This window comes from Nonomuraea cypriaca, assembly GCF_015645445.1.
Taxonomy (GTDB): domain Bacteria; phylum Actinomycetota; class Actinomycetes; order Streptosporangiales; family Streptosporangiaceae; genus Nonomuraea; species Nonomuraea cypriaca.
On sequence record NZ_JADOGI010000272.1, the window covers coordinates 1 to 13,165 of the forward strand.

At 70.8% G+C, this 13,165-nt stretch carries 14 protein-coding genes; 4 read left to right on the forward strand and 10 right to left on the reverse strand.

What is annotated here, in order from left to right; translation table 11 throughout:
* Positions 1 to 473: hypothetical protein (locus tag ITP53_RS48085; RefSeq protein ID WP_207757473.1), on the forward strand; the 473-nt coding region annotated here is incomplete at its 5' end.
* A 344-nt stretch (positions 474 to 817) separates the two neighbouring features.
* On the opposite strand, the gene ITP53_RS48090 is transcribed toward ITP53_RS48085, so the two are convergent.
* The 3 genes from ITP53_RS48090 to mraZ form a co-directional block, all read right to left on the reverse strand.
* A complete protein-coding gene (locus ITP53_RS48090; RefSeq protein WP_195902176.1) occupies positions 818 to 1,411 on the reverse strand; it encodes a hypothetical protein in 594 nt (197 codons plus the stop codon).
* A complete protein-coding gene (rsmH, locus tag ITP53_RS48095; protein WP_195902177.1) occupies positions 1,401 to 2,366 on the reverse strand; it encodes a 16S rRNA (cytosine(1402)-N(4))-methyltransferase RsmH in 966 nt (321 codons plus the stop codon). Before rsmH ends, ITP53_RS48090 begins: the two co-directional genes overlap by 11 nt.
* Positions 2,367 to 2,588: 222 nt before the next feature.
* Positions 2,589 to 3,020 (reverse strand): division/cell wall cluster transcriptional repressor MraZ, encoded by a 432-nt coding sequence (gene mraZ / locus ITP53_RS48100; RefSeq protein WP_195902178.1) that lies wholly within the window; start codon positions 3,018 to 3,020, stop codon positions 2,589 to 2,591.
* A 418-nt stretch (positions 3,021 to 3,438) separates the two neighbouring features.
* Between mraZ and ITP53_RS48105 the strand changes: the two genes are divergently transcribed.
* From ITP53_RS48105 to ITP53_RS48115, 3 genes are read left to right on the forward strand one after another with little or no spacing between them, the layout of a single operon-like run.
* On the forward strand, positions 3,439 to 4,476 hold the full coding sequence (locus tag ITP53_RS48105) for an AAA family ATPase (protein WP_407941397.1): 1,038 nt from the start codon (positions 3,439 to 3,441) through the stop codon (positions 4,474 to 4,476).
* Positions 4,473 to 5,735 carry a DUF58 domain-containing protein gene (locus ITP53_RS48110; RefSeq protein ID WP_195902180.1) on the forward strand — a complete coding sequence of 421 codons (1,263 nt, stop codon included), beginning with the start codon at positions 4,473 to 4,475 and terminating at the stop codon, positions 5,733 to 5,735. The genes ITP53_RS48105 and ITP53_RS48110 overlap by 4 nt, the downstream gene beginning before the upstream one ends.
* The gene (locus tag ITP53_RS48115) at positions 5,732 to 8,176 is read left to right on the forward strand and encodes a transglutaminase family protein (RefSeq protein ID WP_195902181.1); all 2,445 of its coding nucleotides are present in this window, start codon (positions 5,732 to 5,734) and stop codon (positions 8,174 to 8,176) included. The genes ITP53_RS48110 and ITP53_RS48115 overlap by 4 nt, the downstream gene beginning before the upstream one ends.
* Positions 8,177 to 8,291: 115 nt before the next feature.
* On the opposite strand, the gene ITP53_RS48120 is transcribed toward ITP53_RS48115, so the two are convergent.
* From ITP53_RS48120 to ITP53_RS48150, 7 genes are all read right to left on the reverse strand, one after another.
* The gene (locus ITP53_RS48120; RefSeq protein WP_195902182.1) at positions 8,292 to 8,690 is read right to left on the reverse strand and encodes a DUF3040 domain-containing protein; all 399 of its coding nucleotides are present in this window, start codon (positions 8,688 to 8,690) and stop codon (positions 8,292 to 8,294) included.
* Between the two features lie 227 nt (positions 8,691 to 8,917).
* Positions 8,918 to 10,159, reverse strand: coding sequence for a DNA polymerase IV (locus ITP53_RS48125; RefSeq protein ID WP_195902183.1), 1,242 nt, complete (start codon positions 10,157 to 10,159; stop codon positions 8,918 to 8,920).
* A gap of 70 nt (positions 10,160 to 10,229) precedes the next feature.
* Positions 10,230 to 10,949 (reverse strand): methyltransferase domain-containing protein, encoded by a 720-nt coding sequence (locus tag ITP53_RS48130; protein WP_195902184.1) that lies wholly within the window; start codon positions 10,947 to 10,949, stop codon positions 10,230 to 10,232.
* A 179-nt stretch (positions 10,950 to 11,128) separates the two neighbouring features.
* On the reverse strand, positions 11,129 to 11,467 hold the full coding sequence (locus ITP53_RS48135; protein WP_195902185.1) for an MmcQ/YjbR family DNA-binding protein: 339 nt from the start codon (positions 11,465 to 11,467) through the stop codon (positions 11,129 to 11,131).
* A 224-nt stretch (positions 11,468 to 11,691) separates the two neighbouring features.
* On the reverse strand, positions 11,692 to 12,102 hold the full coding sequence (gene nusB / locus ITP53_RS48140) for a transcription antitermination factor NusB (protein WP_195902186.1): 411 nt from the start codon (positions 12,100 to 12,102) through the stop codon (positions 11,692 to 11,694).
* Between the two features lies 1 nt (position 12,103).
* On the reverse strand, positions 12,104 to 12,664 hold the full coding sequence (gene efp / locus ITP53_RS48145) for an elongation factor P (protein WP_195902187.1): 561 nt from the start codon (positions 12,662 to 12,664) through the stop codon (positions 12,104 to 12,106).
* Positions 12,665 to 12,942: 278 nt separating this feature from the next.
* The coding region (locus ITP53_RS48150; protein ID WP_195902188.1) for a hypothetical protein at positions 12,943 to 13,165 on the reverse strand (223 nt) is incomplete at its 5' end.

A 13,165-nucleotide genomic window follows, 5' to 3' on the forward strand; every position in this document is an offset into this window, starting at 1 on the left:
GCCGCCACCCGCTCAAGGCCCTGCGCCCCCTCCTGCCTGGCGCTCCCGGCCTGCGGCCTGGATCCACCGGCTTGGGTACGGCGCAGCGGCCCGTCCTCCTGGCGCCCCCGCCCTCGGGGATCGCCGGCATCCGGCCGCGCCCCGTCACGGCGCGCCCGGGCATCACGCGGCCCCGCTCCGGCCTCCTCGCCCCGGTCACCGCGGCCACGCGCCCGCCCCTCACGTCCGCCGCCCCGGTCACCGTCATCACGCCCCGGAGAAACCCTCCCCCGGGTCCGCTCACCCTCATCACGGCCCGGAGAAACCCGCCCGCGAGGACGCTCGCCCTCATCACGGCCCGGAGAAACCCGCCCGCGAGGGCGTTCGTCCTCGTCGCGGCCCTGGGCGGTGCGGCGGTCGTCGTCACGTGGCCGTCTGCGGGCGTCGTCGCCGGCCTCGCCGCGCGACCGCGCCCCGGGGCCGTCGCTCCGTGAGCGGCCGTTGTCGCCCCGGCGCGGACGAACGGAGTCCTCCGGACCGGAACGGCCCGCGTCGTCCGCACGGGAACGACCGCGCTGCTCGTCGTCCGGGTCCCGGCCCGTACGGCCCCGGGAGGCGTCGTCGAGCCCGAACGGCAGATCGAAGGGGTCGGGCTCCTTACGTGGCCGGCGCGGGCGCTCGTCAGGCGACGCCGGGCGGCCCGCCCCCTCAGAGCGGGCGGAACCCCCTTGGCGCCGTCCCGGTCCGCCCGGCGTACGACGAGCGGCGCCAGGCCCTCCCTGAGAGCCGGCGCCGCCAGCGCCGCGGCCGGGACCCTGCCCCCTGCCGCCTGATTCCCTCACCGTTCCGTGTCCACCTGGCCGGCTTCGTCTCCAGCGCTGCTCCAGTTGTTGACGCGGTCCCAGTCGCGGTGCTGCCCCTGGTTCTCGGCGAGCTGGGCGATGACCTCGGGCTGCGTCTTCAGCTGGTATTCCTGCTCGATCTGCTCCTTCTCCCTGCGCGCCACCTGGATCTCCTCGCGCAGGCTCGCGTCGGTGATGGTGTCCTTGGCCAGCATGGTGTTGAGCAACAGCAGGCTCACCAGACCGCCGCAGAGCAGGCCGACGACGAGCAGCACGAACGGCGCCCGCTGCCGGCGCGCCGGCCGCCGCCGCGGGACGGGGCGGCTCGGCTGTTCGGACCGCTGACCCGTCACGCGCGGCCGCGTCCGGAGCGCGGACTCGCTCCCCGGGCGCGCGCTCTCCACACCAGGCGCGCTCCGCACGCCGGCGCCGGCCCGCTCGGCCGCCGTCCGCTTCGCTTCGACGTCGGGACGCGCGTCAGGACGAGGCCGCTGCTTGGACTGGTGCGGCACCCGGGGCCGGCGCGTGCCCGTCTTGGGCACGGCGCGGCGGACGGGCGCACCCCGGCCGGTCTCCTGCTCAGTCGTCAACACGGATCCTCTCTGCCGCCCGCAGCCGGGCCGAGGCCGCCCGCGGATTGCGGGCGAGCTCTTCTTCGCTTGGGAGCTCCGCTCCCCTCGTCAGCAGGCGGAACCTCGGCTGGTGAGCCGGCAGCGGGACGGGCAGCCCGGGGGGGCTGGTGTCCCTGGTTCGCGCCGTGAGGGCCTGCTTGGTGAGCCGGTCCTCGAGTGAGTGGTAGGAGAGCACGACGACTCGCCCACCCAGCGTCAGCGCGTCGAGCGCCGCGGGCAGCGCCGCCTCCAGGGCGGTCAGCTCCGCGTTCACCTCGATGCGCAGCGCCTGGAAAGTCCTCTTGGCGGGGTTGCCCCCAGTGCGCCGCGTGGCGGCGGGAATCGCCTCGCGCACGATGTCCGCGAGACGCTTAGTCGAGGTTATGGCCTCTTTGGCCCGTTCTTTGATGATCAGGCCCGCGACACGCGGGGCGAATCGTTCTTCGCCGTAGTCGCGCAGGATCCGGGTCAGCTCCGCCGCGGGGTAGGTGTTGACCACCCGCTCCGCGGTCAGCTCCTGCTCGGTGTCCATCCGCATGTCGAGCGGGGCGTCGTAGGAGTAGGCGAACCCGCGCTCGGCCTCGTCGAGCTGCGGCGAGGAGACCCCCAGGTCGAACAGCGCTCCGTCGACCGTGGTGTGCCCCGCGTGGGCGAGCACCTCGGCCAGGTCACCGGAGGAGGCGTGGACCAGGGTCGTCCTCTCCTTGTACGGGCTCAGCCTGCGGCCGGCGAAGTCGATCGCGAAAGGGTCGCGGTCGATCCCGATCAGGCGCAGGTCCGGGTAGGCGGCGAGCAGGGCCTCCGAGTGGCCACCGAGGCCGAGGTTGGCGTCGACGACGACCGGCTCAGGGCCGCGCAGTGCCGGGCCGAGCAGCTCCAGAACGCGCTCGAGCATCACCGGAACGTGACCGCCCGTGCCAGCGTTGTCCTGCATCTCCAACCCCCCTCTCGCGTCTATGCTCGCGGATGACGCGTTCTCCAGCCGATCGCGGCTCTTTCCTGGGTCCCCACCCCGGCGCCGTCCGGCCAGGTCCCCATCCGCACCCTCTTCGTGGACGCCCGCCATCTGACACCGGGGAAGGTGCATCAGCTGGCGGACAGTGGTTGCGGGTGGAGACCTCGCCGAACGACATCACCGACGGATCGACCGTGGTCACTACAAGATCCCTGGCAGCACCTCCTCAGAAAGATCGGCGAACGCCTGCTCCTGAGCACTGAGATAGGTGTCCCAGGCCTGCGAGTCCCAGATCTCCAGCCGGGTGTTGGCCCCGATGACGACGCAGTCACGCTCCAGCCCCGCATATTGGCGCAGGGTCTGCGGAATCGTGATGCGCCCCTGCTTGTCCGGTTTCTCGTCGGACGCACTGGCGAAGAAGACGCGGCTGTAGTCACGCACCGCCTTGGCGGTGACCGGGGCGGTGCTGAGAGCCTCGGTAATGCGCTGGAACTCCTCCACGGGAAAGACGTAGAGGCATCGCTCCTGGCCTTTGGTGATCACAAGACCCTCCGCCAGCTCCTCACGGTACTTAGCCGGCAGGAACAGCCGTCCCTTGTCGTCCAGACGCGGTTGATGGGTGCCGAGGAACACCGGCCCCACCTCCCGTGCCTCGTGAAGCGCTCAGCGCTGGCGCACCGGCCCTCCACTGCGCACCACCATACTCCACTTCTCCCCACCGTCAACTGATTCAGACCGTCTTCATCATCGGTTTCCGTTGCGTTACCGCAGGTCAGAGCGATGGGGCAGAGTGGAGCCCGGCGGCGGCCCGGTCAACCCTCATGGGCGTGTCGAGGGTTCAGAAGGGCGCAGAAATAGGGGCTCCGGGGCTTCGCGACGGTCTGCCGCGAAGGTCTCGTGGAGGAAAGTGGAGCCGCCGGCGGGGCAGTGTGTCACGGGATTCGTCCGCCATGCGACAAGAACGGGAACTTCGCCCAGGTCCTCTGGAATATCCGCAAATGTCGCTCAAGAACCCGCAGCGTCGTAGGGTCGTACACACAATGGAAAAGGAATGGCATGGCTCCCGCAATGGCACCGTCCGGGACAGCCGTCGCACTCTCATGGAGGCCTGGTGGCAGTAACCCATGACGTCCCTCCCCAGCTCGACGAGCTGGTCTCCACCGCCCACCGGATCCGGCAGGCCATCGAATCAGTGATCGAGGGGAAGAGCGACGCCGTCCGCCTCACACTGACCGTCCTGCTCGCCGAGGGCCACCTCCTGATCGAGGACGTCCCAGGGGTCGGCAAGACCATGCTGGCGAAGGCGCTGGCCCGATCCATCGACTGTCCGGTACGCCGGGTGCAGTTCACCCCGGACCTGCTGCCCAGCGACATCACCGGAGTGAGCGCGTACAACCAGCAGACCAGGGAGTTCGAGTTCAAGCCGGGCCCGGTGTTCGCGAACATCGTGGTGGGCGACGAGATCAACCGTGCCTCCCCGAAGACGCAGTCCGCGTTGCTGGAGTGCATGGAGGAGCACCAGGTGACGGTGGACGGTGTGACGTACGAGCTGGACTCGCCCTTCATGGTGATCGCCACCCAGAACCCCATCGAGATGGAGGGCACGTATCCCCTCCCCGAGGCGCAGCGCGACCGTTTCACCGCGCGGGTCGCGATGGGCTACCCGGAGCCGACCGCCGAGCTGGAGATGCTCGACGTGCACGGCGGGGCCTCACCGCTGGACAAGCTCGAGCCGGTGGCGACCACGTCCGAGGTACGCGCCCTGATCGAGGCCGTACGCGGCGTCTACGTCTCCCAGCCCGTCAAGAAGTACGCCATCGACCTCGTCGTGGCCACCCGTCACTCCCCCGACCTGCGGCTTGGCGCCTCACCCCGGTCCACGCTGCAGCTGGTCAGGGCCGCCAGGGCGCACGCCGCGCTGGCGGGCCGCGACTACGTCATCCCGGACGACCTGCAGGACCTCGCCGTCCCCGTGCTCGCGCACCGGCTGCTGCCCAGCATCGAGGCCCAGGGGCAACGCCGCCTGCCCGAGCAGGTGGTGACCGAACTGATCAGGCGCGTGCCGGTGCCGGAGACGCGAGCGTCGTGAGGGCGGGACTGCGGGCTCTGACCTCCAGGGGCAGGTCGTTCCTCGCGTCCGGGATCGCGGCGCTGCTGATGGCCGTGATGCTGGGCGAGAACGACCTGTTCAGGATCGGGGTGCTGGTGACGACGCTGCCGCTGCTCGCCGCGCTGGTGGTCGCGCGCACGCGCTATCGGCTGAGCTGTGCCAGGCGCCTCGATCCGCCCAGGGCCGAGGTGGGCGGCGAGGCCACCGTGACCCTGCGGCTGGAGAACGTCACCAGGCTGCCGACCGGCCTGCTGCTCATCGAGGACACCGTGCCGTACGCGCTGGGCGTACGGCCCAGGTTCGTGCTGGACCGGGTCGAGCCGCGGGGCGTGCGCGAGATCGACTACCGGGTGCGCTCCGACCTACGCGGCCGCTACACGATCGGCCCGCTGTCGATCCGCATCGCCGACCCGTTCGGCCTGGTGGAGCTGACCCGCTCGTTCACGATCAGCGACACGCTGGTGGTGACGCCGCACGTGGCGGCGCTCCCGCACGTACGGCTGTCCGGCGAGTGGACGGGCGGCGGCGACAGCCGTACGCGGAGCGTGGCGGCGGCGGGCGACGACGACGTCGCGCCGCGCGAGTACCGGCAGGGCGACGACCTGCGGCGGGTGCACTGGCGTTCGACGGCCCGCCACGGCGAGCTGATGGTGCGCCGGGAGGAGCAGCAGTGGCAGAGCCGCGGCGCGCTCCTGCTCGACACCCGCAGATACGCCCACCGCGGCGAGGGCCCGCGCTCGTCGTTCGAGGTCGCGGTGTCGGCCGCGGCCTCCATCGGCGTCCACCTCGCCCGCGAGGGCCTCGGCCTGCGCCTGGTGACCGACCAGGGCGCCGAGCACCTGACGGACACGGGCCTGAGCTGGTCGCTGCTCGACACCTTGGCCGTGGTGCGGCACAGCCCCGCCCGCTCACTGGAGATGGGCGTCTCCGCCCTGCGTCAGGGCGGAGGTGACGGGCTGATCGTGGCCGTGCTCGGCTCGCTCGACCCCGAGGAGGCAAGGGAGCTGGCCAGGTTGAGACACAGCGGCATCACCGGAGTCGCCGTCCTGCTCGACGTGGACACGTGGGACGGCGGCTACCCCGAGTCGGCGGAGAACCACCAGGCCGTGCAGACCGTGCTGGCCGGGTACGGCTGGCGCATCGTGCGACTGCCCGCGGGCACCTCGATCGCGTCGGTCTGGCAGGACGCCGCCAACCGCGGCCGGTTCGCGGCCAGCCCGCAGGGAGGTGCGGCATGAGGCTGACGTTCGCCTCCGGTGTGGCCACGTTCACGGCCGCGATGCTGCTCTATCCGCTCTTCGACGGCGGCACCTGGTTCTGGTCGTCGCTCGGCGCCGTGCTCGCCGTGGTGGCGGCCGGCCTGCTGAGCAGCCGCCTGTCGCTGCCCGCGTGGGCGGCGCCGGTGGTGGGCGTGGCCGCGACGTGGATCTACCTGACCGCGTCCTTCGCCGCCGGCGAGGCGTGGGCGCTGCTGGTGCCGACCAAGGGGTCGGTGGTGGAGCTGGCCGGGCTGCTGGGCGTCGGATGGACCGACATCCAGCGCTTCGCCGCGCCGGTGCCCGAGACCACGGGCATCACGCTGCTGACCACCGGTGGCGTGGCGCTCATCGCGATCATCGTGGACCTGGTGGCGGCGCGGCTGCGGCGGGCGGCGCTGGCCGGGCTGCCGCTGCTGGCGCTGGCCACGGTGCCGGCCACGATCCTGCCCGACCCGATCAGCTGGCCGGCGTTCATCGTCGCCGCGCTGGGGTTCATCGGTCTGCTGATCGCCGACGGGCGTGAGCGGGTGGGCCACTGGGGCCGGGCGGTGCTGGTGCGGCGCACCCGTACGACGGCGCCCGCCGCCGGCGGCGCACCCGGCGTCCGCGCGGACACGTCCGGCCTGCGGCTGTCCGGCAAGCGCATCGGGTTCGCCGCGATCGCGCTGGCCGTGCTCGTGCCGGCCGCGCTGCCGGCGATGGAGCCGGTGTCGTTCTTCACGTTCGGCGTGGGCGGCAGCGGCACCGGCGGCCAGGGCAACTCGATCAGCATCCCCAACCCCATCGCGAACCTGAAGGGCCGGCTGGAGCAGCCCGTGCCGCAGGTGGTCCTCACCTACACCAACACCGACGACCAACCCCGCTATCTGCGGATCTACGCGCTGGACACGTTCGACGGCCAGCAGTTCGGCATGACCCAGCCGAAGGGCGCGCCGCAGAACCGGACGGAGAACGGCCCGCTCCCGGCGCCGCCCGGCCTCGGCCAGAGCGTGAAGGTCGCCAACGTGGTGACCAACGTCCAGATCAGCGAGGAGATCGCGGAGCTGAGGTTCCTGCCGCTGCCGTACCCGGCCAGACAGATCCGCGTGGACGGCGACTGGCGCGCGGACGTCGACTCGCTGATGGTCTTCTCCACCAGGGACGAGGCGGCCGGCCTGGGATACGAGGTCGCCACCTCCGAGCCGGCCCTGACCCCGGACACTCTGGAGACGCTGCCCGAGGACCGCGGCGAGGTGGACCCGCGTTATCTCCAGTTGCCCGACGACCTGTCGCCGGAGGTACGCGCGCTGACCGAGACGGTGACCGCGGACGCGACCTCGTCCTACGAGGCTGCGGTGCGGCTGCAGGAGTTCTTCACCAAGGACGGCGGCTTCACCTACAGCCTGCGTACGGCGGGGCACAGCACCTCCGCGCTGCGGGACTTCCTGATCCGTGACCGGATGGGCTACTGCGAGCAGTTCGCCGCCTCGATGGCGGTGATGGCCAGGCTGGTCGGCATCCCGTCGCGGGTGGCGATCGGCTTCACGGGCGGCACGAAGACCGGCGACCGCTGGACGGTCGGCACGAACGACTCCCACTCCTGGCCTGAGCTGTACTTCGAGGGCGTGGGCTGGCTGGCGTTCGAGCCCACTCCCTCGGGGTCGCTCGGTCAGGGCAGCGCGCGCGTGCCGGCGTACACGCAGCCGCAGCCGCGCGCCACGGGCGAGGCCACGACCCCGACACCGGGATCGACCAGCTCCGCCGCCGACGAGCCGCAGGACCCGCAGCAGCAGCGCAACCTCCGTGAGCTCGACCGCGAGGGCACGCTGGCCACCGGCGGGCTGCCGCCGGACGAGTCGATGCCGCTGATCGCCAAGATCGGCCTCGGCGCCGCCGCCCTGCTCCTCGTCCTGCTGATCCCTGCCCTGGCCCGGCTGATCACCAGGAACCGGCGGGTCCGCACGCTGGGCTGGAAGGTGTCCGAGCCCTCCGACGAGCTGACGGCCAGAATGGTGTCCGGCCAGGGCGCCGCCGGCCGGCATTCGTCCGTCGCCGCGGCCTGGGCCGAACTGGACGACATCCTGTACGACTACGGCATGGCCCGTCAGCCGAGCGAGACCCCGCGGGCGCTGGCCCGGCGGCTGACCCAGCAGTACGAGTTCGACGCCGACTCGGCGGCGGCCGTCACGGCGATCGCCTCGGCGGTCGAGCGGGTGCTGTTCGCCAGGGATCCAGGCAGGATCGGGCCCATGAGAAAGGACCTGCGCCAGGTGCGGCAGGCCCTGGCGGCCACGACGTCGCGCGGCAGGCGGGTGCGCGCGGTGCTGATGCCCCCGTCGACGCTGCGGCGGCTGCGGGGCATGGGCGAGCGCCTGCTCGACGGGTTCGACCTGCTGGAGAACATCAGGTTGCGCCGGACGGCAGCCCAGAAGGGCTCCTGAGGCCACTGATCGAGCGTGCGGCCGCTTCCTTCAGGGAAACGGCCGCGCGCTCAGGCGACTCCATCGACTGTGCCGGCCTCCCTGGGGGCGGCCGGCTCAGCTGGTCTCTATCTGCTCAGCGCTCGTCGTGGCGACGACGCCAGCGCTCTTCCATGCGTTCCATGAAGCTGCCCCGGTTACCCCGGCGGGCCTGCTTGCCCGGAGGGACGGCCGTACCAGAGGCCGGAGCCGAGTCACCGAACCCATTCATACGTTTCCAACTGGACAAGCCCCACAGACACGCGGCGAGCATGACCACGAAACCGCCGACGCCGAGCAGGATCTCGTTGATCACCACGCCGACCATCATGACGACGACACCGAGAACGAAGCCGATGCTGGCTTTGATCAGGCGTCGCTTGTAATGGCTGCGCGGATCACTGATCCGTACGGTGTTGGCCCACTTCGGGTCCTCGGCGTAGAGGGCCTGCTCGATCTGGTCGAGCAAGCGCTGCTCGTGCTCAGAGAGCGGCACGGCGCCTCCCAAGGACGGCCCCAGGACGGGGAAGACGGCAACGGACGACACGGGGTGTCCGAACCTCGCGGTCGGTTATCCCCAGAATACGAGGCTGTAGACGTAGGCGAAAGCAAACGTCCAACGCAGACCAAACCGGAGGTGACGTCATGGCTCCATTGTGACCCATCTCGCCCCCCTTCCCCCAAAATCGTGACATTGACGCGCCACAAATCTGGACATCGGCGTCATGTCTCTATTTCATCAAGCTTGCCACGTACGAGCGACGCAGGCAGCACCGCATCGGGACCGAATCTCCGGATCGCCTGGTCCATGGCCTGCTCGGCCTCGCGCCAGCCGGTCTCCCGCTCGCCCAGGCCCAGTTGGCGGGTGGCCTCGCCGGCGGGCCGGAGATTCTCCATCCTGACGCCCACCAGGCGCAACCGCACCCGATCGAGACCGGCGGCCTGGAACAGCTCGCAGGCAGTGGCGAAAATCACCTGAGCCACATCGGTCGGCTCACGCAGCGTGCGCGAGCGGTTGATCGTCGTGAAATCTGCCCTGCGGAGCTTCACACTTACAGTTCTGCCCACGTGTCCGGCCTTACGCATCCTCGCCGCCACCCGCTCGGCCAGGCGCAGCAGCTCCCGCCTGATCACCTCGGGGTCGTCGATGTCGGTCGCGAACGTCTCCTCGTTGCCGATGCTCTTGTCCGGCACGTGGGCGCTCACCGGCCGCTCGTCGCGCCCCCAGGCCAGCCCCGCCAGGTGGCCGCCGACGGCCTGGCCCAGCTCGCGCTGGAGGGTCCCTGGCGGCACTCTGGCGAGGTCTCCGACCGTGCGGATGCCGAGGCGTACGAGGGCCTCCTCGGTGCGCTCGCCGACGCCCCACAACGCCGACACCGGCAGTGGATGGAGGAAGTCGACCACCTGATCGGCGGGCACCACCAGCAGGCCGTCGGGCTTGCACTGCTTGGAGGCCAGCTTTGCCACGAATTTGTTCGCGGCCACGCCCACGGAACACGTGATGCCGTAGCGGTCGAGGACCTGCTCCCTGATCATGGCCGCGACCACGGCCGGCGGCCCGAGCCTGCGCCGGGCGCCCCCGACGTCGAGGAACGCCTCATCGGACGCGATGGGCTCGACCAGTGGGGTGATCGCGTGAAAGATCTCCATGACGCCCCGGGAGACCTCGGAGTATTTGCCGTGGGACGGCGGGATGATCACGGCCTGCGGGCACAGCCTGCGGGCCCGGCTCATCGGCATCGCGGAGTGCACGCCGAAGGCCCTGGCCTCGTAGGTGGCGCTGAGCACGACGCCGCGCCCGGCCGGCGAGCCCACGATCACCGGGCTACCGCGCAGCTCCGGGCGGTCGAGCAACTCGACGCTGGCGAAGAAGGCGTCCATGTCGACGTGGAGGATCGGGCAGCCGCTGTCATCGACCCCGGTCCGCGGAGCGGGGCCGATGCCGGTGATCTGCTTGCGAGACACGCCGTCGATTCTATCCGAACTGGCGTTCTATACCGAGAGGGGCGGGCATCGAATCCATCCCTTCCAGCCGTCAGGTCCGGTGGCCGAGCACGTGGAGCTGGGTGGCGATGTCCCTCAGCACGGGGTGGGCCGCGGCGGCCTGCTCCAGCGCCACCAGAGCCTCGGTGGCGCCTGGCTCACCGTCGATGAGCCTGCTCGGCACCAGGTCGGCGAAGACCCGCACGCCGTGGACGGCGCCGACGGCGAACCCGGTCGCCGTCAGCAACTCGGCGAGCGTGTCCGCGGCGAAGCGGCGCGGCGTCGGATCCCGGTCGCCCCAGCTCCCCCGCGGATCGGCGAGCACGGCTCTGGCCTCGTCGAAGTGGCCGGCCAGCGCCCGGTGGATGGCGCTCGCGACCGGGTTGGCGGCCAGCACGCTGACCACGCCGCCCCTGCGCAGCAGGCCCGCGACGGCGGTCAGCGCGCTGATCGGGTCTTCCACGTATTCCAGCACGCTGTGGCACAGCACGAGGTCGGCGCTGTCGCGGCTGAGCAGCTCCGCCAGGTCGGCGGCGTCGCCCTGCAGGCCCCGCACGCCCACGCCGGTCTCCTTGGCCCTGCGCTCCAGCGCGGCCAGCGAGTCGGGGCTCGGGTCGACGACGGTGACGGCGTGACCGAGCGTGGCCAGCGGCACGGCGAACCCGCCGGTGCCCCCACCGGCGTCGACGATGTCGAGCGCCGCACGGCCCGTGGCCGCCGTCCGCTCGGCCAGCACCGACCGCAACGCGTCCCAGACGACGGCGGTCCGCACCGCCGGGGTCCTCGTGACGCCTTCAGCTCGCAACGTCGGATCGCCTCCCTCTTCCTCACGACCGCATGCTTCACGACCGCATGCTTGACGACCGCGGCAGGTCACGAACGGGCACCTCGCGGACGGGCCCAGCCTACGCCGTACGCACGATCGTCCGCTCCCCACCGGCGGATGGGCGGCTAACCGCCGAAGTCCGCGGCCGTCCTCTTCGGCGCGCGCAGCCGCCACGCGTCGATGAGCAGTTCGCGCAGTTCCACGTCGTCCACCGCCCCGAACCGCACCAGCACGGCGGCGTACCCGTCGTAGTGCGGCGTGGTGAAGAACGTGGCGGGCTGGGCCGCGATGAGCTCCGCCTTCTCCTCCTCGGAGGCCAGCGGCAACACCAGCACGTCGCCCTCTTCCCTGATCCTGGCGAACCACTTGCCCCGCACGTAGAAGGCGGGCGTGCCGTACATGGGCTTCTCGGTGGTCTCGGGCAGCGCAAGCGCGATCCGGCGCACGTCGTCTTCCGTCACCATCCACCCACAGTAGGGGGCGGCGGCGAGGCCCGGAAAGGGGCGCGTCGCGGCTGGTGACGCGCCACTTCTCCGTACGGTCGCGGCTGTCGCGGCCACACGGTCAGGCCCCGCCCCCTCGGGCGGCACGACACCTTACCGCGCGACGGTACACGTCCCTCGCCTTCGCGAGCCGTGCAGGCTGGCGTGGTTCGAAACGTACACCGAACGCGCGGTTCTGTCGGTGTCTAAAGGGTGAGGCTTGGCTTGAGTTGCTTGAAGCGGGCCAGCAGGCCGTTGACGAACTGGGGGGACTCGTCGGTCGAGAGCTCACCCGCGAGGTGCACCCACTCGCTGATGACCACGCCCTCGGGCACGTCGGGCATCCACAGCAGCTCGTACGTGCCCCCGCGCAGCAGATTGCGGTCGACGGCGGGCATGCGGTCGAGCGACCAGCCCTCGGCATAGGTCGTGATCAACTCGTCGATGCGCGCGTGGTGCCTGGCGACGCCCTCGACGATGGCCGAGGTGTATTCGTTGACCGGCGGCTCCTGCCGCTCCACGCGCTCGGCGAGGACCTTCAGCGGACCCTCGCCGCGCAATTCGGCCTCGAACAGGATGTCGAGGGCCCGTCTGCGTGCTTTGCCGCGTGCCGACACCTCAGGCCCGGCCGAGGTATTCGCCGCTGCGGGTGTCTACCTTGACCTTTTCCCCGGTGGTGATGAAGAGCGGCACCTTGACCTCGGCGCCGGTCTCCAGCGTGGCCGGCTTGGTGCCACCGGTGGAGCGGTCGCCCTGCAGGCCGGGCTCGGTGTTGGAGACGGTCAGCTCGACGGCCGCGGGCAGGTCGACGTAGAGCGCGGAGCCCTCGTTGAACGCCACCGTGGCCAGGGTGTTCTCCAGCATGTAGTTGGCGGCGGTGCCGACGGTCGCGGAGGGCACGTTGACCATGTCGTAGGTCTCGGTGTCCATGAACACGAACTCGTCGGCGTCCTTGTACGAAAACTGCATCTCGCGCTTGTCGACGTTGGCCACGTCGACCTTGACGCCGGCGTTGAAGGTCTTGTCGACCACCTTGCCGGAGAGGACGTTCTTGAGCTTGGTGCGCACGAACGCGCCGCCCTTGCCCGGCTTGACATGCTGGAACTCCACGACGGCCCAGAGCTCACCGCCGTCGAGCTTCAGCACCATGCCGTTCTTGAGGTCGTTGGTCGTCGCCACTCGTTCTTCTCCCGCGTGTGGCCGCTCTTCAGGACGAGCAGCTCCTTGATAGTCTTCGTGAAGAGTTCCGGCCCGCACCTGCCACGAGGGTCCTGGAGGCGGACCCCGCCCCGGCCGGGAAGGCAGACCCCGGGCGGGGGCGATGATTCGGAACTCGATCCTTTAGTCTACCGGTCATCGAAGGGCCCAGGAACGGCTCCTCGTCGATCTCCCATCGTCGATCTCTCACTCGGGAACGATCCCCTCACGTCACCGTCACCGTCACCGTCGCGCGTCGGTCAGCGGCCAGGGAGCGGCCACTCCCGCATGAACTCCGAAACCGGCCCTGACGGATCCATCTCGCCTTTCTCCTGCGCCTTCATGAGATCGCGGTAGACGTCCGCGACGTGGCTCACCACCGAGTCCCCACGCCCCTCCTGGATCTTCCTGACGGTCTTCCTGAGCTTCTCGCGGGCCTTGCCTGCGACCTGCGGGTTGATCCCGCCCTCGCCCTGCTGGTAC